Here is a 24,175-nt window from a genome sequence, read left to right as displayed (position 1 = left end):
AAAAATTATCCGACACGTCCACCCAGTCCGCCAGTGCCGTCGGGCAGGGCCCTACGATCGCCAGTAGCGCAAGCAAGGCTATCATCCATCGCCAAGTTTTCATGCCTTTCTCCTTTCGCCCCCCTGACGACTCCGGCCAGCGGGAAAAATGGGGTTATTAGAATTTCAGTAAACCTTGCAACCGTCGTTATTGTGCATGGGTTGCCCCCACGACTGAACCAATCAGCACCATTTCAGTGTACGACCTTCATCAATAATTCGAATCAGCGGGAAGCGGGGGCAATCAACACGTTACAATTGACATGCCAATCGGCCGGCAGACTTGAGAACCGTGGGTTTCTGCTATAACCGCCTGCCACGCCAGAAGATATTCAGTTCTTCAATCGCACCGGGTGAAAATCAGCGGTGCCCCACCATCCATCGGATGACACACAATTGGGTCACCTTAGTGTGTCATCCGAAGAAATTCCGCCGAAAAACCGAATGGCGCAGCTCCCGGGAGCCATGAGGGAAAGCAATTAGAAAGGAATCCGTGAGTCGCCGCACGAGGGTCCGCCACGCGGCGGACCCTCGTGCGGCTGAACAATCTATGGGGGGGAAAGGATAGGTACTTCTCAGGAAAAAATTTCAAAATGAGATATTGTACTTGTCCATCTTGCGGTAGATGGTCTTACGACTCATGCTGAGCAGGCGGGCGGCCTTGGCCTTGTTACCGCCGGCTTTTTCAAGTGCCTGTTCGATCGCCTCGGCCTCGCTCATTTTTCCGTGGCCGTTGAGAACGGTGATGCTGCCCGTTTGGGATTGCATTTCGATCGGCAGGTGGTCGGTGGTGATCACATGTTGGTTGCAGAGGATAAAGGCATGCTCGAGGGTATTGACCAGTTCGCGGACGTTCCCGGACCACACATGGCGGCGGAACAGTTTTTCGACATCCGACGATACCGTCTTGATCGCTTTGTCGAACTTGCGGTTGAATTTTTCTATCATGTGACAGACCAGCAAGGGAATGTCCTCCCGTCGCTCTCTCAGCGGCGGCAGATGAACAGTCATGACCTTCAGACGGAAGTAGAGATCCTCGCGGAATTCACCTGCGGCCACTTTCTCGGCCAGATCCCGGTTGGTCGCTGTTACCACGCGCACATCCACCCGATGCGGCTTGGCACTACCCAAGCGCTCGAAGGTCATGGTCTCGATGACCCGCAACAATTGTAGCTGCATCTTGGGGGATATATCACCGATCTCATCCAGGAAAATGGTGCCTCCATCGGCCAGTTCAAAGCGCCCGACCTTGTCGCTGACCGCACCGGTGAATGCCCCTTTCACGTGGCCGAACAGTTCACTTTCCAGAATGCTGTCACTCAAGGCACCGCAATTCACCTTGACCAAGGGTTTGTCCGAACGCTCCCCGGCGCGGTGCAGGGCATCGGCAATCAGTTCCTTGCCCGTACCGCTTTCACCGGTTATCAGGACGGTGGTTTGCACATCCGCCAGGACCTTGACCAGCCCCTTGATACGCTGCATGGCCGAACTGGTGCCAATGATTTTGTCGAAGGCACGACTCCCCGCCGCGTTTTGCTCCAGCTGGTGAAGGCGGGTCTCGTCCCGAAGAACCATCACGCATCCGTTGATATGATTCGTCTGATCGATCAGTGGGGAGGCACTTACGCTGACGATCTGTTTCTGCGAATCGCGACGATGGCATTCGACATGACGCAGGGCGAGCGCCTTGCGGGTGGCCAGGGCTTCCTTGAGCACCTCCACGCAGCCGCCGCCGCACCCATGGGTCACCGTCCGAATAAAAGCACCAGGGGATTGATCTTGCGTAAACCCGCAAAGTTCGACGGCGGCCCGGTTCACATCGACCACGCGCATTTTTTCGTCAACGGTCACGATGCCGTCCTTTACGCTTTTGAAAATTGCTTCTTTATTGGATTGGCACCGGTCGTTTTCATCGGAAAGGCGTTTATGCCGCAGGGCGATATCGGTCATTTTCAACAAATCCTGCTGGCGAACGGGCTTGAGAATATAGTCGAAGGCACCCAGGCGAACCGCCTCCGCGGCAGTTTCAACACTGGGCGCACCGGTGATGAGAATCACCTGGGCATTGGAATCGTTTCGCTTCACTTCGCGCAACAACTCCATCCCGGTCTTGCCTTCCATGATGATATCGAAAAAAAGCAAATCAAAATCGTCATCCGCCAGGCAGCCCATCGCCTGTTCATAATCGGATGCCGTCGTAACCTGATAGCCGGCCTCGCTCAAAAAAGCCTCAAAAGTGAAACGGATGCTCTCTTCGTCATCAACAATCAGAATCTTTTGGGTCATAAGCGTGTACCATTTTGTTGGTGCATTGTACGGGAAGCTCCACAATCACCGTCGTATACTTTCCCAAGTCACTTTGGATCCGCAGTTTACCGCCATGGTTCTCGATAATTTGGTGGCTGATACTCAACCCCAACCCGGTTCCCTTTCCTTTGGGTTTGGTGGAGTAAAATGGGCGCATGACCTGATCCATCGATTCCGGCGAGATCCCCGCCCCCCAATCGGTAAAAGAAGCCTGAATAGCCGATCGGCCACTGTCGGCAACCGTTGCGGCTTTGATGAGCAATCGCTTGGATTCATGCGTTTGTTTGTATTTCTCATTCAAAGCGTAGCGGCTGTTGCCGATAATATTGACAAACACCTGTTGGAGCTCCTGGGCCTTGGCTGGAAACGGGACCAGGTTATCATCCAGCTCCAGGACGAGTTCGATCCCGTCTTTACGCAATTGAGCACGGGTAAGGGTCAGCGAATCGTCGATGACCTCCTTCATGTGGACCAGTTTTTTTCCCTCATTGTCTTGCCTGGCAAAAGAGAGAAGGCTCTTCACGATGGCGGCAATGCGGTCGCCTTCTTTGATGATCCGGTGGGAGATATTGTTCAGCGGGTCGCCTTCGTTGGTTTTATTGACGATCAGTTGACCGTAATTGATGATGCCAGTGATAGGGTTGTTGATTTCATGGGCCACGCCGGCAGCCAGTTCCCCGATGGCCGCTAAATGTTCCGAACGGAGAGCCGCCGCTATGGAAGCCTTGCGCTGGGTGATATCCCGCTGGGAAACGACCGCTTTCTTACCTCCATCCTGGCCCAGGAATGGCGTGTATGTGTGCTCAAAACTTTTTCCGTCACGGGTGTCAAACTCAAAACGCTGAATCGTTCCGGTAACCAACGCCTTGCGCATCAAGCAATCGGCACAGGGAGCGTCCATATTCCTGAACACCCGGTAGCAATAGCAGGTCTGCAATCCATCCGTTTGTCGTTTAAGCAGGTCATTCTGATACTCAAGTTCAAAATCGACATTAATAATGCCAACACTTTCAAACTGGTGGAAAAGAATACGGTGAAGTCTGTCTCTCTCGGACTCCAGCACCTGCTGGACGCTCTTCAATTCGGTAACATCCTTAAAAGACTCGACAATCCCGGCAACATGACCGTTGGACTCTTCGTAACGCGTGGCTGTCAGAATACACTCCAGAGGTGACCCGTCGGCTCTTTTTTTGCTAACCGCATATTCCGCAAGGGTGTCCCCGCCCAGAATTTTTCGCAGTGGGCAATCGCTCGTATGGCACATATCGCCTGCGAACACGTTGTAACATTTCTGGCCGACAATATCCCCAGCATCAATTCCGGTGAGTTCCGAAAATGCCCGGTTGACTTTAAGAATGTTGCATTCCCGGTCGATGACCCGCATACCCACCGAAGCCGTCTGGAAAATCTGATTCATTTCAATGTGGGCCTGCTTGACCGCCTGCTGCATCCTGCGTTGCTCGGTAATGTCCAAAAACGCTTCCAGAAGATGTTCCCGCCCTTGATACTGCACCCGGGTCACGCTTTTAAGTACCGGTATGGTGTCACCGGAGCAATTGAGCAGGGGACGTTCGGAGATATCGATGGACTGGCCCAGGTCCAGCACCGGGCATTTGCCTTTTTCCGATGGGCATAAAAATTTATGACAGGAATTTCCTATGATCCCTTTAACGGGCAGCCCGACCATTTTCTGGGCGTTCGTGTTGACGTAGGCGATTTCACGGCTCTCGGTATCGATCAAGACGATGGCGACCGGATTGTTTTCAAGGATCAGTGAAGACTCCTTTTCGCGTTCAATCACGGCCATCTCGGCACGTCTGCGCTGATTGATGAGACTTTGCCCATAGAAGCCAAATAGGACCAGCAAAATCGCCACGAGCGCCCGCATCCAGGTTTCATGGACATCCGGACGAAACGCATGCTCCCAGAAAGGCCCTTCATCGAAACAGTAATAATGAACGCTGGCTTCGACGAACCAGTAGATGACACCCAAAAAAATGCCGGTGAGTAGAAGACGATCTCGGAATCCTTGGAACGTATGCTCCCGGTGAAAAAACATGGGAAAATCTTCTCTGCTACAGTTTCAATCCGCTATCGGATATGGCTGGATCCGAATTCCACGTCTGAGCGATATGAGCGTCGGGCCGTCCGTGTTTTTCACGATTTCCATCATCTTGCAGCATTCATGGCGACGGTACAGGCCGGAACAATCCTGACCATCGTCCCCAGAGGTTACCCCATGGTCTGATATGGGATATTTCTTTGGCGCTTTCGGACAGGTCAACGCAAAAATGAACCGGAAGCAGATCAGCGGAGAAAGCACGTTCACAGAACTCAGCAAGATCCATGCTAATTTCCATAAAATATTATTCGCTTTTTTTTCCTGTAGTTAATAACGATGCTGAAAATGCCTTGTTACAACCAAGCTACAATTATTATGTAATAAATTACCACTTTTCACGGATGGAAACGGTACTACGCGTTTTCTGGATCGCTGAGAAGGTCGATACTGTTTTCCTCCCAAATGCCGTCGTCTTCACCATTTTAATTGAGCGTAGATAGAGCCGGAACAGAAAGAGAGAAAAACCCGGTACAGAAACCAATAGAAAAATCTTGCCGGCACGGCCATACAAATCTGATACCAGATCCGTCGACTTTGTTTTCATATTTATCCAGGATGGTTATGCATTACAGCAATCGTCTTGAAAGTGAAAATCGGAACTTAATTACATATTTTCTATGGAATAGCTGCCACAATTTCACCACAATCATGCCGTGGATGTGCACAACCATTTTTTAAGCAAGCGCCTAAAAATACCGCATTTACTAGATTTTCTTGACAAATGAGCCAACACCTGACATCAAGTTATCTATCGAGGTTGAAAATTATTATTTACAATTTAGATGGTTAGCTTAAATCGAAGACAATCTGCCGGCTGCCAAGGGATACCCGATGCCAAAGGGTTCGGCCAATATCGGATGGAGTGGCAGATCTGTGGGGAAAGGACCCAAATGAGTCTGACAAAAGCGCAAATTGTTGAGAATATCCAGGAGCAAACCGGACTCACCAAAATCAAGGCGACCGAGACCGTTGAGACCCTGCTCGAAATCATCAAGGCATCTCTGGCAGTCGGTGAGAATGTGCTGGTCAGCGGTTTCGGGAAATTCTGTGTCAAAGAAAAGAAACAGCGCAAGGGCCGCAATCCGGCGACGGGAGATGAAATGATGCTGGACGAACGTCGGGTGGTGACATTCAAGTGTTCGGGTAAATTACGGGACAAAATCAACTGATGGCTGAGAACAAGACCAAACCCGTGACCCGCCTGCGAGAAATGCGATGAAAGGAATTATCGTCAGGTGGTTTTTCTTGACCGTTGCCATCCTCGTAGCGGCGTACATGGTCGACGGCATCCATGTCGCCGGCCTGCCCGCGGCTATTTTGGCAGCCGGTGTACTGGGTTTCCTTAACGCCTTTTTCCGCCCCATCCTGCTGATCCTGACATTACCCCTGAACATCCTGACCCTCGGTCTGTTTACCTTTGCCATCAACGCGATCCTGTTGATGATGGCATCCGGTGTGATCCACGGGTTCGTGGTCAACGGTTTCGGTTCCGCGCTGTTGGGGTCGCTGCTCATCAGTGTTGTCAGCTGGCTGCTGACTTCGTTCATCAATGAACGGGGAACCGTCCAGTACATCGATCTGACCCGCAGGAACGGACGCAACTAAAAGCAGGATTTTCGCCTTCCCCTTTCGAGAATCATCCCATGCAACCGCCGGCCCCGGGCAAGCGACCTATTCCGAGATCTCAGTGGCGCCGCTACGCAGCATCAGGATATGTTCCTTGATCTCGTTCAAAACGAAATAGCGTTTCAGGGCATCGGCAAGTTCCGCTGGCGTCGGTTCGGTACCGGTAACCTGGCCGACGAAATCCGCGGCATCGGCCAAGGCGCTGGCCAAAAGGGGATCAATGGTCGTTTGGGATGTCATCGCCGCCTCTCCCGGGATAGGGTTTTCCACATTCGCTGCAACGCCCGTCCGGCCCAACCACACCGATGCAACTTTCGTCAATGCAAAGGATCCGATCCTCCCAATCGTCTTCCGCAGTGGACGGTTCCGAGGCGGAAGTGGCGTCATCGGCCTGATGGATCTCAGCCTCTGCCGCCGGCAACTCGGTGGATGGGGCGACGTCATCGTCATCAGCATTGTCGGAATCGAATGTTGGCAGGGGCAGATCGCCCGCGTAGGGGGCGCCGCATTCCTTACAACGGCCATCGGCGCCAATGACGCCAATGCAATTGCCATCGCTGCACAAAACACGTTGGTCCCATTCCTGATCCGATAGGGTCATCTCTGTTCTCCATGCTAAAAAGGGAGCGGTATTACGGTCAATGCATGACAGCGGCGTCACGCATCCGATATCGGCGATTGGCTACATACCACAAGCCTTTCCCGTTCTCAAACAACAAACGGACCAAACGCCCCGGGTCGCCAAGACATTGTCCCCACGCATAAAAATCGCGAGGTATTTAAAATTCATGTGAATACTTGTCCCCGATGGATTTTATCATTATCGTTTGACAGTCTCGGATGGTTTCGGTTACATATGCGAAAGTCGTTCCATCCAATTGCAGTAAAGGAAACATCGCGTGAAAGACAAAACCGATATCGGCAAAATTAGCCGGAATGCTCTCTGTCCTTGCGGCAGCGGAAAAAAATACAAAAAATGCTGCCTGGGGAAGCCAATATCAAGCCAGGCGACCGACCTTCAGTATGCCAAGCGCCATCGCATCCAACTTAAAACACCCGATCAAATTGAAGGTATCCGCAAAGCCGGTCAATTGGTAATCGAAACCCTGGATTTGGTGGAATCGGAAATCAAGCCGGGAATTAAGACCGATGCCATCAATACCCTGGTGCATGAATTTACCATTCAGCACGGTGCACGGCCGGCGCCGTTGAATTACCGGGGCTTTCCGAAAAGCGTGTGCGTGAGCATCAATGAGGTAATCTGCCATGGCATCCCCGGCGATCGGATCATCCGGGACGGCGATATCGTCAATGTGGATGTCACCTCGATTTTAGACGGCTATTACGCAGACGCCAATAAAACCTTTTTGGTCGGAAGCCCTAGCGCGGAAGCCCGCAAGCTGGTCAACGTGACCCGCCAATGCCTGGCCGAGGGCATGGCCATGGTCAAACCCGGCCATACGGTGGGTGACATCGGTCATGCCATCCAAATCTACGCAGAAGCGCAAGGCTGTTCGGTAGTTCGCGAGTTCGTGGGGCACGGTGTGGGGATCGATTTTCATGAAGCGCCGCAAATTCCCCACTATGGCGCACCAGGCACAGGAATCCGGCTGATTCCCGGCATGACCTTCACTATCGAGCCGATGATCAACCTGGGTCGCAAGGAATTGGTCATTCTTGATGACGGGTGGACGGCAGTCACCCGGGACGGCTCCCTCTCGGCCCAGTTTGAACAGACCCTGGTGGTCACCGAAACCGGAATGGAAAGCCTGACCCCCTACGCGCTTTGATTCACCCTTGACGTTCGATCAGCCGGTCATTCCCCGAAACCAGGCCAACAGCAGCAGGGCGGCGGCCAAAAAACCGCTGGCCGCCTGCCCGCGTGGTCCCAGCCGGCGAACCGAGCTCCGCCATAGACGAGCCCGGCGAAGCCCCCGGCCAGCAAACCAAACAAATGGGCACTCAGATCGCTCTGTGCACCGCTGCCCAGAAAAGCAAGCAGGCCGGCTCCGACACCCAGGAAGATACCCACCGATTTCCAGCCCCGTCCGGTACGTACGGCATCGACGGCACGAATGGCGCATAAAAAGCCTACCGCGCTGAAAACCGCTGTGGACGCGCCCACCGACAGGTGCCCTGCACTGGCAACCATGGCATTGACAGCGTTACCGATCATGCCGCAAACCAAAATCAGCAGCCACGCGACCCCGCTACCGATCATCGCGGACACGGCCCCGCCGAAAAGGGCCATGCCGGCCATATTCCCGGCCAAATGGGCGGCATCGGCGTGCAGGAGCAGTGCCGTGGCACAGCGATACCACTGACCTTCGGTGATCAGCCCGGCCTGGGCACCAAAGGCGGCCACATAATCCCGGGGAGCGGCACTGGTTGCCACGGCCGCATGGACGGCCAATAGCATCAGTGCCACCCCAACACCGGAAACATCGATCGCATCGGCAACAGAGCCGACGGTCTTGGGAGCTTCTTGCATCCGGCCCGCATTCTCGGCGAGGTATTGTTCGACGGTATCCCGTGCCTGGGCAACCTGCGCGTCGGGCACATCGATGCAAAAAGTCGCTTCGGTACGGATAACGCGGCAACCGATGCCGGTCGCGCTAAGAACCAGATGGTAGGCCTCGGCCGTCTGCTGATCAAGGTCTTCAAACAGGGTTGTCATGGTTGCCTGAAAACGGGTGTCGGGTAATCGCGGCGGCGGGCCATCGGCTCACAACTTGCGCGGGCGCGATTGCCGGAAAAGCGGATGGGGTGGGCCGACGGGACCCATGCTTGCGTGGCGCCGTCAACCCGGCAGGGAGCACACGGATGAAAGGCTTTGGATTCGCCCCCTGCCGTGACCGGTGTTCTCAATAATCCTTCATGTCATCGTCGGCACCAGCATCGACGTCAGTATCTTCAAAGTCATCATCATCATCATCATCGTCGTCTTCCCTGGCTTCACCGCCTTCGGACGCTGCCTGCCGCGCTTCCGCGGCGCGGATCAGCGCCTCCTCCCGGGCCTTTTTCTTGCGCTGGGCAACCTCCAGTGCCAGCGTCTGCTTGGCCGCTTCAACCGCCTGGCGGGCCAGACGCTCTCCGCCCAGCTGCAGGTAGGACACGATGGTCCTGACCAGTTCCTCGTCCTTCTTCAGGTCCACCGGAATCCGCCGGGCAATGCGCTTGAAAGAACCCGACAGTTCGCTGGGAACGTTGAATTTATCGATCATCAATCTCTCCTTGTTCAAATATGGTGGCCGCATTATAAAGCGGTTGATAAAAATGTAAAGTGTCTGCCCATCGGGTTTCATTTTCGGCATTGGTTGTCCAAGACCTAAACCGTTGACAATCCCTGTCGGCTCGCCTAATTGTCCCTCTATACGCGCACAATCATCTTCGCTTCAACGGGCGAAGCCATCCGCCAAGGAAAATTGCCATGCCACTGAACATGCATGCGCTCGGACGGCCCATCGGGCCCTTCAAGCGTGACTACACCTGGAAAGACGCGGTCCTTTACGCGTTGGGCGTGGGGGCCGGGTTCTCCGAACTGGACTATTGCTACGAAAAAAACCTGAAAATCATTCCCAGTTTCGCCATGGCCATGATTTTTGACGTCCTCTCCCAGGCAACCATCAACGCGGGTGTCGATCTGGCAGGGGTGCTGCATGGCGAACAGGAATTGATTTTTCACAATTCCATCCCTTCCGAAGGCACCCTGATCACCACCGGCAAAGTCGTGGACTATTACGACAAGGGCAAGGCAAAAGGCGCCCTGGTGGTCATCGAAAGTGAAACCCACCATGGCAACGGGCAGAAGTTGTTCACCAGCATCGCCACCGTTTTCAGCCGCTTGGACGGCGGATTCGGTGGCAAGGACCGCAAATCCGTACCCGTCGAATTTCCTTCACGCATACCGGATTTCGTCGTCGATGCCACGCCTTCGCCGGACCAGCCCCTGATTTACCGGCTTTCCGGCGACGTTTTTCACCTGCATGTGGATCCACAATTTGCGGCCATGGCCGGATTTGAACGGCCGATCATGCACGGCCTGTGCACGCATGGATTTGCCTGTCGTGCACTGCTTTCCGCATTGACGCCCGGGCACCCCGAAAAGGTTCGCCGGCTGACCTGCCGCTTCTCCAAGGCGCTTTATCCGGGCATTCCCATTCAGACCCAAATCTGGAAAATTGGCGAAGGCAAGGCGCTATGGCGGACGGTGGCGACGGACACCGACCAGGTGATTATCGACAAGGGTGAATTTGAGTACGGAAATACGCCGCAAGATGAGATCCGTTTTGACGATCGGGTAGCGATCGTCACCGGTGCCGCGCCGGGTTGGGACGCATTTACGCCCTTGAACTGGCCCGTCGGGGTGCCCGGGTGGTGGTAAACGACCTGGGTGGCGCAAGAGACGGGGCCGGCAAGGGGTCTGCCTCGCCAGCAGACGCGGTGGTGGCCGAGATCCGTACCCATGGTGGACAGGCCGTGGCCAGCTACGCTAGCGTGGCCACCGCCGAAGGTGGTGAGTCCATTGTCAAGACCGCCCTGGATGCCTTCGGCACGGTGGATATTTTGATCAACAACGCCGGCATCCTGCGCGACAAGAGTTTCATCAAGCTGGACCCGCAGGATTGGCAGGCGGTCGTGGACGTTCACCTCAATGGGGCCTACAACGTCAGCCGGCCGGCTTTTGCCGTCATGAAGCCAAACGCTACGGCCGGATCATCATGACCACCTCAGCTGCCGGTCTGTATGGCAACTTCGGTCAGACCCATTACGCAGCGGCAAAAATGGGTTTGGTGGGATTGATGAATACATTGAAACTGGAGGGCGAACGATACGGCATCAAAGTGAACGCGGTGGCACCTGTGGCAGCCTCCCGCTTCACCGCGGATGTGATGCCACCCGAGGTCCTTGAACGCTCACGACCCGAGTTTGTCGCCCCCTTGGTGCTTTACCTCTGTTCGGATCGCTGCTCTCCCAATGGGGATATCTTCAATGCCGCCATGGGCTATTATAGCCGCGTGGCTGTCGTCACCGCACCGGTCAGGATGCTGGCCCGACCGGGAGAGGTCCCCACACCTGAGGCCATCATGGCCAACATCACCGCCATCTCCGATCTTGCCGATGGAAAGACCTACCCCGGCGCCGATGCGTTCATCGGCGACTTGCTCGTCCCCCCATCCGCCCTTGATCAACCGGCCAGGCCGGCCGACAGCAAGGTACAGACATCGGTCGAAGCCGTCTTCCTCGCCATGCCAGGCACATTCGTGGCCGAAGCGGCTGCCGGCGTGGACGTGGTTTTTCAGTACCGCATCGATGGTGCCGGCGAGTGGTTTTGCACCATCAAGGATGCCACCTGCACCGTGTCGGCCGGACAACACCCACAACCGACCTGTACCTTCAACATCGCCGCTGGCGATTTTCTGAAACTGGTTTCCGGCGAATTGCCGGCCATGCAAGCCTTTTCTTTTGGAAAGCTGAAAATTGAGGGTGACCTGATGAAATCGCAGCTTGTCGAACGATTGTTCCGACGGGCTTGAATCGTGTGCGCCGCCACAAAAATCACCTTGCCGGCTTCCAGCGGCGCGTAACCCCGGCAAGCCCGAGCAAACCACCGCCCAACAAAAAAAGAGTAGCCGGTTCGGGGACTGGTGCCGCACCTTCCGGGTTATCGGTGTAATCCCCAAAAACGGTCATCCAAGAAACACCAAAATCCCCATAGGTTCGGTTGAATGTGACCTCCAGAAGATGATCATCGACCACTGCGCTGATCACGCTACCGGCCCACCAGTAGCCTGGGTCGACTTCCCATCCCTGGATGAGCGGCGTCAGATCCAGATAGATATTCGTGTATTCGGGGTGGTTAAATCGCACACCGTCAAAATTGTCAAACGTTTCAAAGATCAGATAGGCGGAATGAATCGTATCCGCGGGGTTGATATCTCCCCAATCCAACACATCCGCATCAAGGTCAAAGGTCCACGTATACGCCGGCATCGTCCGGTCAAACCAGACATAGTGGCTCTGCGTATCGGAAAAATAGAGCGCGGACGCGGTTCCCGCAGGCATCCATAACAACATTAACATCATGAACACGAATAATCTGGTTTTCATGGCGCCACCTCGTTTCAACATTAATGGAGACAGGCCGCGCAGACGCCGTCTCCGAGTTGATCATTTGCTCCATTTTAAACACGCCGATCGTTTGTACTACAATGTAGCACATTGCATGCCGGACGCATGACGCAACGCTACATTCATGGCATCACATTTGAATTATTAGATTTATATCCTGGTGGGATTCGCCGGAGGAGTCTTCGGGGTGTTGAATTGAGTAATTTTTTACCATAGAAAACTTATCACATTGTGGTATACATGCCACAATGTGATATAAACACAAAACACACAACAGCGACCTTCCTCCTTTCACCATCGGAGCAAAAACAAATAGGCCGCAAAAACAGACAAAAGCGAATGATGAGAGGTCAGGGGATCCGATAAACCATGGCGTTGATGTTCATCCCCGCGCCAACGGAAGCGAAAACAAGATTGTCGCCCGAAGAAACCCGGTGACCGTCCAAATGCCCGTTGAACAACCGGTCGAGCAGCGTGGGAATGGTGGCGACAGAGCTGTTGCCGGCCCAGTGGATAATCATCGGCATGATTTCGGTGGCAACGGTTTTTTCACCGTAAAGACGGAAAAGGCGGGTCAGGATGGCGTGATCCATTTTAGCGTTCGCCTGGTGCATGAGAATTTTACTGACATCCCCAAGCCCCAAACCCGCCTTGTCCAACGCCTGCTTGACCACCAGGGGAACCGTCTTCAGGGCATACTTGTAGATGTCGTGGCCGTCCATCTTGATGAACAGTTCGTCTTGATTCCGCCGGGTGTTGTAGGAAGGCCCCAGCTTCAGCAGCCATACGTTTTTATAGGTATCGCTACGGGTCACATGGGATAGGATGCCGGCGGCCCCATCACCCGCCTCAACCAGCGTGGCGCCGGCACCGTCGGCAAAAATCATGCAATCCACATCGTGGGGGTCCGAGACGCGTGATAGGGTCTCAGCGCCAATCACCAGGATGCGCTTGGCATCGCCGGAACGAATGTAGTAATCGGCCATGATCATGCCTTGAAGCCATCCGGGGCAGCCAAAGGGAATATCATAGGCAACGGTGTAAGGGTTTTTGATCTCCAGCCGGTGTTTGACTCGCGCGGCAAGGGTCGGCACGATGTCCGTACGAATATTTCCCTTGTGAACATCACCGAAATTCTGGGCCACGATAATATAGTCCAACGTCTCCCGATCGATCCCTTCCAGCGCCTGGACCGCCGCCGCGTAGGCAATATCACTTGTGGTAACTGTGTCTTCAACGTACCGCCGCGCCTGGATCCCCGTAATATTATACAATTTTTCGATAATTTCCGGGTTTGGCTTCTCCAGGCGTTGGCCCGTTTGGTCATAAAAACGGTTTTCCAGAAAATGGTCATTCGGAACAATCGTTGACGGGATACAGCACCCGGTCGAGACAATGATCGATTTCGGCATTCCACCCCTCTTTTAGGCATTTATCAAACTGAAAAAATTAATCCAATGTTGGCGATTATACAAGGATTGATCTCATGCTCGATCGTAAAAATTTTGTAAAGGCCTGCCAACAGGCGTCCGTGTTCAAAGCGGCCACTTAAAAACAGCACGTCATAAAAGCTACTTATTTATGCAAATTCAGTATATTATATATGCAATCGATACCATATCGGGATTGACCGGCAGGATAAACGGAAAAAGTGGATTGACCGTTGCAACGAAGAAGAAAGATGCTATGGTGAAGCATCATTCAAAAGCGGAATCACACGCCGACATGAACATGCGGGTAGGCCTGCCGGCAGTGACGATCTGACAGGCACCAAAAGAAAGATGACGATGAAACGGTTAAACAGGGCCTGGATGGCGCTTGCCGCAATGGTGCTGGTTACGACCGTTGCGTTGCCGGGACAAGCCAAGGAGGGCTACCTGGGCGCCATTAAAGCGCGCGGCAAGCTGATCGTCGGCACCTGCGCCGATTATCCGCCCTTTGAGTCGGTGGACGATAACGGTCTGTTTGTCGGTTTTGACATGGCTCTGGTTCGTGAAATCGCCAAACGCCTGGGGCTCGGCGTGGAGATAAGGGACATGCTTTTCGACGCCCTGATCGCCGCCGTGCAAAACAGGCAAATCGACATCGCCGCCGCCGCCATGCAGGGAACCGCGGAACGAGACAAGGCCGTCGATTTCAGCGTCCCCTATAATTTCGTTAAAGACGCCTTTGTCATCTCCGACAAGGTGGATGTACAGATGGCGCTCCCCGAGGACGCCGCCGGCGTGAATATTGGTGTCCGCGAAGGATCCCCACAGGAAATCTGGATCCGCAAAAACCTCATCGGTACCGGCCTTACCAAAGACGGCCAGCTCTCCACGTATTCGCGCGCGGACACCGCGGGAGAAGACCTGTCCGCCGGGCGCATCGATCTCCTGCTGATCCCGGAAAGGCAGGCCAAGGATCTAACCGGTCGCATGAAAAATCTCAAAATCGCCCTGGTAACCACAAAAACCGTTACCATCGGTCAGTGTCTGGCCCTGCCCAAAGGCGAGACCTCGCTCAAAACCGAACTGGACCGGGTCATCGGCGATCTCGATAAAGAAGGCTGGCTCGAAGGGCAGAAAACGGCCTTTGGCCTCGATTGATCCGAATCCCCGCCCTCCATGAACGTCCAAGCGCCGGTCCCTGCTGTGGGGGGCCGGGCGCTTAGACATGATCATCTTCATCTGATCCGGTCATACCGGCCGGCGTCGAATCGCCAACATGCCCGACAGGGCAAGGAGGATTGCCACGGTAAGCGCCGTCCAGGCATTTATCGCCGGTACCGAAGCGACGTTGGCGGCCGCGGTAGTGAAAGACCAGATCGGCGAATCGGTGGTATTCAGCCCGTCATCGACCGTCGCATACCACGCGTAAGTGGTATCCGAGGCAAGCCCCTCCCAAACGACACTGGCGGTGGTGCCGGAAGCCACATCCTCCTGGACGCCGATCAGGTTGCCGTCAGCGTCGTAGAAATAGACATCCATAACCGCACCGTCCGCATCGGACACCACTACGCTGAGGGTAGGCGACAAGGATATCCCTGTCGCCCCATCAGGGGTTGCCGAACCCGTATCCGCCGTCACGCTGGCGGAATTGTTGAACAGACACCGCACGTCCGCACGCACTGGTGTGTTCTCGATGTTACCGTCAAGATCGGTGGCTACGGAATAAAACGCGTAATGCCCCTGTCCGTGGGGATAGGTGAAGATCTGGTGCCACCCGTCAGTCGAATCCGTATCCGTGCCGATGGGTGTCCAGTCGCCCCATGCCAACCCATCCGCCGCGTAACGGTAGAAAAATTGAACCTGGGTCGGGGCCGGGTCGCTGCTGCCATCGCCCCACTGGATTTCCAAGACCGGCGCCAGGGAACCGCTGGAGTACTCCTTGCTGTCAAAGGTGTAGGTGAGATAGGTGCTGCTGCCTTCGGTGACCGGTCGCACGACAAGGGATACAACCGCGTCGCCGGCAGCCTCGGCGGTAACGAAATCGGTCACGTCCCACTCGTACCAGACGCCCGCCTGGTCTTTGGCCAGGGTCACCGTATTCAGCGTAGACCCTAAGGTGGGCTGAAGATCCCAGGTAATGCTGCTTTCGCCCCATGAATCGTCACTGATGCTGTATACAGCGGCATCCATGTCTTCGCTGCCCGCTTTCCAGCAGTAGAGCTTCAGTTTCGCCGAGGTGATGGTCGCACCGGTCGGCACCACCCCGCCCAGATCGAATTTCACCCAGGCGCGCTCGTCCAGGTAGCCGCCGCTGGCGCTCTGAACGTAGAGCGAGGCCGAACTGCCGTAATTGGCGGTGGGATATCCCTCCACCACCTGGGCGTCGTCCGTTGGCATGAGCGTTGCGCCGGTGCCCGTGCCGGAAACATCGCTGGCCGTGGCCGACAGGGTGATGGATGTACCGGACTGCGCGTATGGGTCGATGGCACCGACCGTGGATGTGGCCGGATACCCCGTCACCGGCACCGTCGAGGCCACCACAGCCGTGTGGCAACGAAAACGGCGATCGGCGCCATAACTCTCCTGGGTATTGACCCCGGTGAGTTGAAGGATATCCCCCGCATTGCCCGGCAGGCTCATGGTGTAGTAACCGCCCGGCTGGTAGACCGTGATCGACTGACCGCTGGAATCATAAACCAGACTGGTTCCGGCCTTCGTGGCGTAGAACTTCACATAATGGTTTTCATGTTCCTCATCCCAGAAAGAGGCGATGGTGGGATGGTACTCCGGCCGCGCCAGCTCTTCGTCGTGGCCGTGAAACATGAACTCCGTGTTTTTGTCATAGATGCCTTCCTGGTCGATAAACTCGGGTGTGCCGTCAAAGGAACTGCCCTCCCCCCACACCTCGATGATGTCACCGGGCTGGAGGCCGCCATTGGGAAATCCCAGATGGCTGCGGTAGAGCATGATTTCCGAGAACCGGTTTTCCAGGTTGATGGAACCGTCGGTGTTGACTAAGTCGGCGAGTCCGTAACCCTCGCGTCGCGTCAGGGTTTCGGGCATGGCTTCCACAAAACGGATGAACGCCTCCTCGAAATAAGGCTGGCTCTCGTCATCGGCAATCATGGTGACCACGGCCTTGAACCCACCGGCAAACTCGGTGTTCAGATCATAGCGCGGGGTAATGCCGGAAGGATACATGGGGTTGCTCGGTGTGCTGTATTGGCCAGTATAATCCACCACGCCCTCGCGGATGGAATAGCCCACATCCTCGGGCGATGTATCGGACAGTGAAATTTCCGGGTGGGCGTGCATGTACTCGCTGATGGCCACATTGTAGGTGCCGGACAGATCGATGGAATTGCCCTGGTAGGTAATGCCGGTGATTCGACCGTCATGGGCCGTCACCAACCAGCCGCCGGAGATGGAGGTGCCCACGTAGTCCGTCTGGATCCAGTTCCAGATCTCCTGACCGGTCATCTCCACCCGCACCATGTTGTCGTCCGACCAGGGATAGGCCTCGTAGATCTCCACGTAGGTAATCTCGCCGGCGGCAATGTCCCGGCGGATGCCGCCGCCCGACTGCAATGCCAGTTCCACGGGATACCCGAGCTGGCCGGCCTTCCACACCATGGCGTCGCAAATCCAGGCGCCGGCGGCGTTGGTGGCGTTCCAGGGGTACTCGCTCACCGTCCACCATTTGTCCTTGTCCAGGGTAAGATCGATGGCCGAATAGCCGATGACTTCATCGAGGGCATGAGGCGGGCTGGTGGCGTTATACTCACTGGTCAAGGTGGCGATGAGCGCGTTCACCTGCGTATCCGGCGTAATCTGGGTGTTGCGGATCACATGTTTCTGGGCATCGACGTAGTCGCCCACGTTGTCCAGGTCCAACTCACCGATGTACTGCAGGTAAGAGGCGGCCTCGGCCACCAGGGTCTTGCCGTTCATGTTGCTGGGCTGCCAGACCCGTTCGGTCCAGGTATGCCAGTGGCCGGAAACCACCACTTCGGGCGGCTCCACACCGCCGCTATCGGCGATGAGGGCATCATCACCCGAAGTCACCCGGCTCTGGCCCATGTGAGAAAGCAGAATCACCACGTCGCAGTTTTCCGTGGTACGCAGGGTATTCACCCACGCCTTGATGCTGATTTCGCCGCTGCCTCCTTCCCAGGTGCATTTGACCACCTCGATGACGCCCTCCAGGTCGTCGCCCAGGTAGGAAGACTCGTCGTTGGTGTAGCCCAGAATACCCACTCGGGTACCGTTGACCTGGACGATCACGTAGGGATCGAAAACCGGAGTGGTAGTGCCAGCCTCGCAGACGTTGACCGAGATGGTCGGAAACTGCGCCAGTCCACCGGCGGCAACTGGTTTGAGGTTGGTGAGCATTTGAGATGAGCGTACATCGTGGTTGCCCACCACCACGGCATCGATACCACGGCCACCCAAGGCCTTGAGCTTGGTGTCCAGCAGGTTGTAGAAATCGATTATGCCGCCATTACCGCGCAGATCCCCCAGGGGGTTACCCTCGGAGATGTCGCCGGCATCGAGAATCAGGGAGTTGGGTTCGGCCGCCTTGAGTTCCAGCATCTTGGTGGTGAAATAGGCCGCACCCCCCACCTGCTCCATCACCGGCACGTCGTCCATTTCGGGCACGTCGAAGTCATGGGGCAGGATCCGCGAATGGGCGTCGTTCATGTGAAAAATGGTGAATGGACCGCCACTGCTGGATGCATCTCCGAAGGTCTGGCCGCTGTTGACGTTGCCAAAAGAGTTGGCCGCCGTACTCTGCCAGGCGAAGTCCTCGTATTCGCTGCCGGTACCGATGAGCTGCAGGGAATCGCCCTCAGGCGTTGCGCCGTCTTCGGCGACACCGATATCGACACTTGTCATTCCGTCAGCCGCGCCACCCACGGCGGTAAAGCTCCCCTCGTAGCTGAGAAACTGGACCGCCGTATCGGTATCATCGACAAGGGCGATGCCGTCCGGCGCACCATTTTGAATGCCGTTGGCGGCGTATGTCAGGGAAACAACACCGAAGCCATTTCCCGCATCGGGGATTGTCCCGCTCAAGGCATCCGTATCGTAGACAGCCCCCCCATTGCCATTGTAAAGAACGATATGCCAACCGGTCAGATCGGTGCCGGCCGGACCGGCGATCTCAATGGCTTCGCCCGTATCCGTGCTCGTGTTGTCATAATGAATCTCGTTGATGAACACGGGCGTGGCGCCCATCGCCGTGTTGGCGAATAGTAAAAGCAGCGGAAAAAATAAAAAAGAACGAAGCAGCCGTCGGCATCGCATCATGAACGTCCTTTAAAAGATTGAGAAGTTATGAACCGGTAGGCATTCAGACCAATGGTATCGGGTCGGCGGGCCATTGAAGGGATCCGCGACCCGTAAAGCGGTTAAAAAGCAACCGCGGGCGAATCAGGCCTTCCGGCGGTGAATGGCGAGAAGACCGAGCAAGCCGGAGCCAAACAGCCAGGCGGCTGCGGGGACGGGGGCCGGAGCTGTCGTGCTCCCCGCTGTATAAATGGTGGCATAGTCCGGAGCGATGATGGTCAGGTCGTCGACCCAGATGGTGTCATTGAGTCCAGAATAAGTGCGAGCTTCGATAACCCAACCGTTGTTGTCAGTACCGGAATTGAAGGTCCAAGAGTATTCAAGGTAGCTCCATCCAGTACCATCTGAGTAGTCACTGCCAACACCCGGGCTGCCAACATAGCTGTTGATATCGGTAACATCTCTGGTGTAGTGGCCCCAAAGACGACCAGAAGGTGAAGTGCCAAGCGTGGTATCATAAACCCAGAAACTGGCGGTTACCGTGTCACCGTCTAAAAGACCGGTGACCCAGCCCACATAAGCCTGAGGTGTACCAGACGCACCACCGTCAACCAATTCAAGGGAAGAATTGCCCGAGTGAGCAATAGTGGTGTCATTGGTAGCAGTAATGGCTGAGTAGCTTCCTAAAATTGTTTCCCCATCTTCCCAACTGTAAGTTACTGTTGCGGCACTCACCGGTCCAGCCAGCAACAGCAGCCCGACCACAAGAATCATTATCTGTTTCATCATCATCCCCTTTTTTTCATTCTGATAATCGTGAGATTGTACACAACTCGCTCCCATGCCATGCTCTGGGTGGGAGTTTTAATGGCTTTCATCTAACTGATTATAGGGGTCCCACGTGGAAACGTGGGAACCAGGCAACAACAAAGTCTCGTTAAAAATGAGCAAGCCTATCGTTGACGCCGACGAATCCCGATGAGACCGGTCAGACCGGCACCCAGCAACCAGGCGGTTGCGGGAACGGGTACCGGACTAGCCTCCATGGTGATGCTAAAAAGAGATAGATGCGGCAAAGCTGTATTGTCCGTGTAGATATAGAACATCGCACTTTCACCAGTTTCGATCGGATCCTCATAGAAATAAAAATCAAGCGCGTAGTCACTAAAATCCAGAGCGTACCCCAAAACACCGGACATGGAAGAAGTTTCTCCAAAAACCACCGAGCCGCTTTCCGGCAGATAAAAATGAAAATCGCCCCACGCTTCGTCACCGGTGTTGGTGACGGTCAGGGTCAACGTCCCTTTCCAGTCATATTGATCCGAATGCTCAATCGTCACCGGTTGACCCAATTCCATTAAGTAGGGATCATCGATGGTAACGCTGTGCGCCCAAGCCGACGCCGAACCCAATACCAAACTGATTAAAAGTGCTAAAAACAAGCTCCATATCCGCGGCCGATGCATGTGTGTTCCTCCTTATTCGTTGAGAAATTGTTGATTGTTCACCAAACAAAAAAAAGCCCGAACCGGGAGCAATTGCTCGTGGTTCGGGCTTCCTGATGCCGTAACGGTCAGCGAAGTTCCGCTCATCCACCGTTTCGGCAACCCGGCGATCTCATGGAGACCCGTGGTTTTCCGTCCCCCGGTCACCCGGGGTTTGGCTTTATCGACAACCTTGCTCTTACCCCCACTTTGTTAGAAATTGGTAACGCCCCAGTTAGAAGTTTGTTTTTTCAAAGGGGGCATTCGGGATTGTCGCCGCTTTCTTCTCGCTTGAGAAAAGAGGCGACCACCACCAGTGAAAAAATCGCCAGCATAAGAAATGGCGGTCGCACGGCTGTCACCGAAATCGGATAGGATGCGGCGGACAGCGGGTCGGTACCGGCAGCCACTTCATCGCCGTCCCCGGCGCCATCATCGTCCGTATCGGTGTCATCGGGAAGGGTCCCGGCCTGGTACTCCTCCAGGTCGCTCAGCCCATCGCCGTCAAAGTCACCGCTGCCATCACGCTCGATGCCGGAAAAGTAAGCGACCTCCCACCCGGCCGGCATGCCGTCGGCATCGATATCGGTTGTGTACAGGTTGGGCCGCGGTTTTGAAATGCCGGCCACAGCATAAGTGATGGTGTCTCCGCCGGAAACCAAACGTGCCTTGAGGACGTCCGGGGTGAGAAACTCCCCCGTGGCGGCATATGTGGCGCTTTGCATCAGGGCCGCCAGACCGGCGGCATAGGGGCAGGCCGCGAGGTGCCACCGAAGTCGTCCACGAAATCATCCCCGATGTCGGTGGTGGTGGCCATGTGGGAGGGGGCGAACAGGTCGAGCGATTCAGAAACATTGGAATATGGGGCCACCCGGTCTGCCGCTGTCGTATATGCCCACGAAATATATCCTGTGGAACAGGCCGTATACGCCTGTTTGTTACTTGCACAGGATTCTTCTTCAACGCAAAAGCCATACCCGCCGATATTGTCGTCAAATACGGCACCAACCGAAATCACGTGAGAGATACAGGCCGGCGAGGCAATCTTGCCACAATATCCGTCGTTGCCGGATGATGCAAAAATGGAAATACCGGCGTTGGCGACATCGGCCGCCGACTCGGTCAATACTGAAGATACAGCATCGCAATTGCCGCTATACCCGCCCACACCAAAACTGGTGCTGATCACAAGAATGGGATTGTCTGGATCATCGTATTGATGGGAGACACACCATTCCCAAGCGGCGACCATGTCCGACGCATAGGCGCCTCCGGTGAAGCCAGTGGTGATTTTCAAGGCATATAATTTCACTCCCGGCGCCACGCCGCCGGCATAATCGCCGCTTGACGACGCGTCACCGGCGGCAATGCCGGCACAGTGAGTACCGTGGCCGTTCGTGTCCATGGGATCGCTGTCGTCATCGCCGAAATCGTACCCGCCGATGACCTTGGCGTTGGGGAAACTGTCGCCCCCAAGCCGCGAATGGATATAGTCGATCCCGGTATCGCAAATGGCAATCGCCACCCCCTCCCCCGCATAGGCATCGCCCAGGGCCGATGCCTGCATCAAGGCGATACCCTGGGTGGTGTGGGCCGTCAGAATGCGATCGGGTTCGATCGTGGCGATATCCCCATCGTCCACCAGCTGTTCGAGCCCCTGGGCGCTCACGCTGACTGCCATGGCCGGGATGTAGTTGAATTCGCGATTCACGGTTACATCATCGGATTCAATCCGCTGCACGACCGGCTCACGGATGGCGCGGATCGCGCGGCGGGTTTGCTTACGTCGGGAAACCGTCTTCAAATCGGGGGTTTTCATCGTCGACGGCGCCTCAAGGTGCACGATGACGCGGACGGGGGTACGCCCGGAAGCAAACGATTCCTCAATGGCGTCCGGATAATGGATTTTCGGCTGGGCATAAAGCCATGTACGATCCGGCACATTGGCTTCTTCTCCAAAAACGATGCCGGTCGTCACGGACCATGCCACCAGCAGCACAGCCGACAGCATTGTCAAAACCCGGCGGTTCGGCAACCATGAATGCATCGTATTCGTCTCCTTTTGATAATTAAAGATGGATGAATCGTAAAAAAATCCCGGACGCGAACGATGACCGACAGCGCAGGCGTCATGGATAGGCAAATAAAAAAGCCCGAATCCAATGCACACGCCATTGGATTCGGGCTCTCTGTTTCCGTTTCCGGACAGCAAAGTTCCCGGCAGATTGGGATTTAACGATTCAGGAAGGCAACGACTGGATTTGCGTTCGCACCCTACTCACGCAACGCGCGTTTGAGTAAACGATTATTATGTTAGCCGAATGTTTGAGAAATGTGTTGTTTTTGTGGTGCGGATGGATTCGGCATCACCGATCATGTTTGACACCCATCCATTATTCCCGGCCAACCATCGCCTCATCAGCAGGCGTTGATGGCGTCCACCAGCTGGCGCAGCCGTCCGAAATCGCGGTTGTTGAAATCCACCACCAGTCGGGGAAGATCAATCAGATCGGTTTCCGTCACTTCCTCATCCAGGGCGCCGGAGAGCCGCATCCCGCCGCCGGGCACGAGAATCCCGGCGAACGTCTCCTCCAGCCGCTGGCGATCGGCATCGGTCAGGGGCGTGGCCAATCGGATGACCAGTTGCTCACCAACGTACCGCAAACTGTGGTAGCGGGAATAGAAATGGCGGATCCGCGAAACGGCGTCCTCGGGCCGGGTGACCCGCTCGATGAGGCCGAAATCATCGGGAGAAATGTATCCATGGGCGGAAAGTTCATGCTCCAGAAATCCCAATAACCGCTCCCAATAGGTACCGTCGGGTGTGTCGATGAGAATCAGGGGCATGGGGTAGCGCTTGCCGGTTTGTAACAGGGTGATGGATTCCATGGCCTCGTCGAGGGTCCCGAAGCCGCCGGGAAAGAGCACCACGGCGTGGGCCTCCTTCAGGAACGCCACCTTGCGGTTGAAAAAGTACTTGTAGGTAATGTGACGGGGATTGCCGATCAGCACCGGGTTGGGTTTCTGCTCGAAGGGCAGGCGGATGTTGACCCCGAAGGAGTGTTCCGGGCCGGCACCTTCGTTGGTGGCCTGCATGATCCCGGGGCCGCCGCCGGTGATCACCATGAATCCGGCCTCGGCCAGTTTGCGTCCCAGCGCCTTCGCCATCTGGTAAAGCGGCGCTTCCGGACGAACACGGGCCGAACCGAAAACGGTAACCTTGCGAACCTGTCGGTAAGGGCCGAACACCTTGGCGGTAAACCGCATCTCCTTCATGGAGACGTTCATCAGCTTGAGGTCCATGCGCCCGGCATTCTCCTGGCCGGCCTTCAGGCTGGCCAGAATGATCTCCCGCACGATGTCGGGATGGACGATGCCACCCACCCGGGCCATGAGCCGGTCAATGGCATCGTCCACCGGACCGTTGGTGCGGGTAAAATGCAGTTCTACGGGTTTCTGGGGCTGGGGCGTTTTTTCACCTCTGTCGAACATGACCACCGTTCCTTTTCAAACAGCTTCTAAAAATGGAAACGGATCCGCTCGCCCTGATCGGCAACGGGTGGCGAATCCGTTTGGACATAGATGATGGGTGCGTTTGCCGCATGCATGAACGCAATAATAGTAAGCGTTCTTCTCCGTTTGGCAAGCGCGCCCGACGGTGGTCGGCAAGATGATGCTAACGTCGCCAGCGCCATGGGTGAGTAGGCACATGGCACGCCTCGACCGTCTGCAGGCGCAAAGCGGCA

The 24,175-nt window shown here is 55.6% G+C and carries 20 protein-coding genes, 1 pseudogene and 1 riboswitch; of the genes and pseudogenes, 7 read left to right on the top strand and 14 right to left on the bottom strand.

The annotated features are described in order from the left end of the window. Positions 1-627: 627 nt before the first annotated feature. Together JCM12296_RS06670 and JCM12296_RS06665 are read right to left on the bottom strand one after the other, a co-directional pair. The gene (locus tag JCM12296_RS06670) at positions 628-2,325 is read right to left on the bottom strand and encodes a sigma-54 dependent transcriptional regulator (protein WP_054691199.1); all 1,698 of its coding nucleotides are present in this window, start codon (positions 2,323-2,325) and stop codon (positions 628-630) included. Continuing rightward, complete coding sequence (locus tag JCM12296_RS06665) at positions 2,300-4,405, bottom strand: PAS domain S-box protein (protein ID WP_054691198.1); 2,106 nt, start codon at positions 4,403-4,405, stop codon at positions 2,300-2,302. Before JCM12296_RS06665 ends, JCM12296_RS06670 begins: the two co-directional genes overlap by 26 nt. Before the next feature lie 953 nt (positions 4,406-5,358). On the opposite strand from JCM12296_RS06665, the gene JCM12296_RS06660 reads away from it, so the two are divergent. Continuing rightward, positions 5,359-5,637: an integration host factor subunit alpha gene (locus tag JCM12296_RS06660; RefSeq protein WP_054691197.1), complete on the top strand. Its 279-nt coding sequence runs from the start codon at positions 5,359-5,361 to the stop codon at positions 5,635-5,637. A 46-nt stretch (positions 5,638-5,683) separates the two neighbouring features. Then, positions 5,684-6,073: a phage holin family protein gene (locus JCM12296_RS06655; protein ID WP_054691196.1), complete on the top strand. Its 390-nt coding sequence runs from the start codon at positions 5,684-5,686 to the stop codon at positions 6,071-6,073. A gap of 66 nt (positions 6,074-6,139) precedes the next feature. Here JCM12296_RS06655 and JCM12296_RS06650 read toward each other — a convergent pair whose 3' ends face one another. After that, on the bottom strand, positions 6,140-6,334 hold the full coding sequence (locus tag JCM12296_RS06650) for a hypothetical protein (protein WP_054691195.1): 195 nt from the start codon (positions 6,332-6,334) through the stop codon (positions 6,140-6,142). Continuing rightward, on the bottom strand, positions 6,312-6,695 hold the full coding sequence (locus JCM12296_RS06645) for a hypothetical protein (RefSeq protein WP_054691194.1): 384 nt from the start codon (positions 6,693-6,695) through the stop codon (positions 6,312-6,314). The genes JCM12296_RS06650 and JCM12296_RS06645 overlap by 23 nt, the downstream gene beginning before the upstream one ends. 298 nt (positions 6,696-6,993) lie before the next feature. Between JCM12296_RS06645 and map the strand changes: the two genes are divergently transcribed. Continuing rightward, positions 6,994-7,884, top strand: a complete 891-nt coding sequence (gene map / locus JCM12296_RS06640) for a type I methionyl aminopeptidase (RefSeq protein ID WP_246804036.1) — start codon at positions 6,994-6,996, stop codon at positions 7,882-7,884. 26 nt (positions 7,885-7,910) lie between these two features. Here map and JCM12296_RS06635 read toward each other — a convergent pair whose 3' ends face one another. Together JCM12296_RS06635 and JCM12296_RS06630 are read right to left on the bottom strand one after the other, a co-directional pair. Next, complete coding sequence (locus JCM12296_RS06635) at positions 7,911-8,771, bottom strand: rhomboid family intramembrane serine protease (RefSeq protein ID WP_054691193.1); 861 nt, start codon at positions 8,769-8,771, stop codon at positions 7,911-7,913. A 187-nt stretch (positions 8,772-8,958) separates the two neighbouring features. After that, entirely contained in the window at positions 8,959-9,318 is a 360-nt protein-coding gene (locus JCM12296_RS06630; protein ID WP_054691192.1) for a hypothetical protein, read from the bottom strand. 206 nt (positions 9,319-9,524) lie between these two features. On the opposite strand from JCM12296_RS06630, the gene JCM12296_RS43670 reads away from it, so the two are divergent. The 3 genes and pseudogenes from JCM12296_RS43670 to JCM12296_RS43660 all read left to right on the top strand — a co-directional run bounded on the left by JCM12296_RS43670 (position 9,525) and on the right by JCM12296_RS43660 (position 11,631). Further along, complete coding sequence (locus tag JCM12296_RS43670; RefSeq protein WP_246804035.1) at positions 9,525-10,478, top strand: MaoC/PaaZ C-terminal domain-containing protein; 954 nt, start codon at positions 9,525-9,527, stop codon at positions 10,476-10,478. After that, positions 10,469-11,001, top strand: a pseudogene (locus tag JCM12296_RS43665) (SDR family NAD(P)-dependent oxidoreductase); the annotation flags it as partial. The gene JCM12296_RS43670 and the pseudogene JCM12296_RS43665, both read left to right, overlap by 10 nt. After that, entirely contained in the window at positions 10,987-11,631 is a 645-nt protein-coding gene (locus JCM12296_RS43660) for an SCP2 sterol-binding domain-containing protein (RefSeq protein ID WP_422698584.1), read from the top strand. The pseudogene JCM12296_RS43665 and the gene JCM12296_RS43660, both read left to right, overlap by 15 nt. A gap of 22 nt (positions 11,632-11,653) precedes the next feature. Here the strand turns inward: JCM12296_RS43660 and JCM12296_RS06620 are convergent, their stop codons facing one another. Next, positions 11,654-12,205 (bottom strand): PEP-CTERM sorting domain-containing protein, encoded by a 552-nt coding sequence (locus JCM12296_RS06620; RefSeq protein ID WP_054691190.1) that lies wholly within the window; start codon positions 12,203-12,205, stop codon positions 11,654-11,656. A 371-nt stretch (positions 12,206-12,576) separates the two neighbouring features. Continuing rightward, positions 12,577-13,638: a 3-oxoacyl-ACP synthase III family protein gene (locus JCM12296_RS06615; protein WP_054691188.1), complete on the bottom strand. Its 1,062-nt coding sequence runs from the start codon at positions 13,636-13,638 to the stop codon at positions 12,577-12,579. A gap of 375 nt (positions 13,639-14,013) precedes the next feature. Here JCM12296_RS06615 and JCM12296_RS06605 point away from each other — a divergent pair, with 375 nt between their 5' ends. Continuing rightward, positions 14,014-14,814 carry an ABC transporter substrate-binding protein gene (locus tag JCM12296_RS06605; RefSeq protein ID WP_054691183.1) on the top strand — a complete coding sequence of 267 codons (801 nt, stop codon included), beginning with the start codon at positions 14,014-14,016 and terminating at the stop codon, positions 14,812-14,814. A gap of 90 nt (positions 14,815-14,904) precedes the next feature. On the opposite strand, the gene JCM12296_RS06600 is transcribed toward JCM12296_RS06605, so the two are convergent. From JCM12296_RS06600 to JCM12296_RS06575, 6 genes are all read right to left on the bottom strand, one after another. Beyond that, positions 14,905-18,966, bottom strand: a complete 4,062-nt coding sequence (locus JCM12296_RS06600; RefSeq protein WP_157067418.1) for a CBM96 family carbohydrate-binding protein — start codon at positions 18,964-18,966, stop codon at positions 14,905-14,907. A gap of 123 nt (positions 18,967-19,089) precedes the next feature. Then, positions 19,090-19,737 (bottom strand): hypothetical protein, encoded by a 648-nt coding sequence (locus JCM12296_RS41465; RefSeq protein ID WP_054691179.1) that lies wholly within the window; start codon positions 19,735-19,737, stop codon positions 19,090-19,092. 161 nt (positions 19,738-19,898) lie between these two features. Continuing rightward, positions 19,899-20,411, bottom strand: coding sequence for a VPLPA-CTERM sorting domain-containing protein (locus JCM12296_RS06590; RefSeq protein ID WP_054691177.1), 513 nt, complete (start codon positions 20,409-20,411; stop codon positions 19,899-19,901). 133 nt (positions 20,412-20,544) lie between these two features. Further along, a riboswitch (cyclic di-GMP riboswitch) is annotated at positions 20,545-20,619 on the bottom strand. A gap of 61 nt (positions 20,620-20,680) precedes the next feature. After that, the gene (locus JCM12296_RS06585) at positions 20,681-21,154 is read right to left on the bottom strand and encodes a hypothetical protein (RefSeq protein ID WP_054691175.1); all 474 of its coding nucleotides are present in this window, start codon (positions 21,152-21,154) and stop codon (positions 20,681-20,683) included. Beyond that, positions 21,154-22,476, bottom strand: coding sequence for a S8 family peptidase (locus tag JCM12296_RS06580; RefSeq protein ID WP_157067417.1), 1,323 nt, complete (start codon positions 22,474-22,476; stop codon positions 21,154-21,156). Before JCM12296_RS06580 ends, JCM12296_RS06585 begins: the two co-directional genes overlap by 1 nt. 371 nt (positions 22,477-22,847) lie before the next feature. Further along, positions 22,848-23,921 (bottom strand): LOG family protein, encoded by a 1,074-nt coding sequence (locus tag JCM12296_RS06575; protein WP_054691171.1) that lies wholly within the window; start codon positions 23,919-23,921, stop codon positions 22,848-22,850. Positions 23,922-24,175: the final 254 nt, after the last annotated feature.

Origin of the sequence: Desulfosarcina cetonica JCM 12296 (genome assembly GCF_001311845.1) — a bacterium.
GTDB classification, from domain to species: domain Bacteria; phylum Desulfobacterota; class Desulfobacteria; order Desulfobacterales; family Desulfosarcinaceae; genus Desulfosarcina; species Desulfosarcina cetonica.
This window is presented reverse-complemented; position numbering and strand designations above follow the sequence as displayed.

Bases quoted from the DNA above. Each gene is read 5' to 3' on its own strand.
- JCM12296_RS06630 (WP_054691192.1), bottom strand. From the start codon at position 9,318: ATGATCGATAAATTCAACGTTCCCAGCGAACTGTCGGGTTCTTTCAAG.
- JCM12296_RS06635 (WP_054691193.1), bottom strand. From the start codon at position 8,771: ATGACAACCCTGTTTGAAGACCTTGATCAGCAGACGGCCGAGGCCTAC.
- JCM12296_RS06575 (WP_054691171.1), bottom strand. From the start codon at position 23,921: ATGTTCGACAGAGGTGAAAAAACGCCCCAGCCCCAGAAACCCGTAGAA.
- JCM12296_RS06655 (WP_054691196.1), top strand. From the start codon at position 5,684: ATGAAAGGAATTATCGTCAGGTGGTTTTTCTTGACCGTTGCCATCCTC.
- JCM12296_RS43660 (WP_422698584.1), top strand. From the start codon at position 10,987: ATGCCACCCGAGGTCCTTGAACGCTCACGACCCGAGTTTGTCGCCCCC.
- JCM12296_RS06620 (WP_054691190.1), bottom strand. From the start codon at position 12,205: ATGAAAACCAGATTATTCGTGTTCATGATGTTAATGTTGTTATGGATG.
- JCM12296_RS06580 (WP_157067417.1), bottom strand. From the start codon at position 22,476: ATGCATTCATGGTTGCCGAACCGCCGGGTTTTGACAATGCTGTCGGCT.
- JCM12296_RS06605 (WP_054691183.1), top strand. From the start codon at position 14,014: ATGAAACGGTTAAACAGGGCCTGGATGGCGCTTGCCGCAATGGTGCTG.
- JCM12296_RS06650 (WP_054691195.1), bottom strand. From the start codon at position 6,334: ATGACATCCCAAACGACCATTGATCCCCTTTTGGCCAGCGCCTTGGCC.
- JCM12296_RS41465 (WP_054691179.1), bottom strand. From the start codon at position 19,737: ATGATGATGAAACAGATAATGATTCTTGTGGTCGGGCTGCTGTTGCTG.
- JCM12296_RS06600 (WP_157067418.1), bottom strand. From the start codon at position 18,966: ATGATGCGATGCCGACGGCTGCTTCGTTCTTTTTTATTTTTTCCGCTG.
- JCM12296_RS06645 (WP_054691194.1), bottom strand. From the start codon at position 6,695: ATGACCCTATCGGATCAGGAATGGGACCAACGTGTTTTGTGCAGCGAT.
- JCM12296_RS06585 (WP_054691175.1), bottom strand. From the start codon at position 21,154: ATGCAAAGCGCCACATATGCCGCCACGGGGGAGTTTCTCACCCCGGAC.
- JCM12296_RS06615 (WP_054691188.1), bottom strand. From the start codon at position 13,638: ATGCCGAAATCGATCATTGTCTCGACCGGGTGCTGTATCCCGTCAACG.
- JCM12296_RS43670 (WP_246804035.1), top strand. From the start codon at position 9,525: ATGCCACTGAACATGCATGCGCTCGGACGGCCCATCGGGCCCTTCAAG.
- JCM12296_RS06660 (WP_054691197.1), top strand. From the start codon at position 5,359: ATGAGTCTGACAAAAGCGCAAATTGTTGAGAATATCCAGGAGCAAACC.
- JCM12296_RS06670 (WP_054691199.1), bottom strand. From the start codon at position 2,325: ATGACCCAAAAGATTCTGATTGTTGATGACGAAGAGAGCATCCGTTTC.
- JCM12296_RS06590 (WP_054691177.1), bottom strand. From the start codon at position 20,411: ATGCATCGGCCGCGGATATGGAGCTTGTTTTTAGCACTTTTAATCAGT.
- JCM12296_RS06665 (WP_054691198.1), bottom strand. From the start codon at position 4,405: ATGTTTTTTCACCGGGAGCATACGTTCCAAGGATTCCGAGATCGTCTT.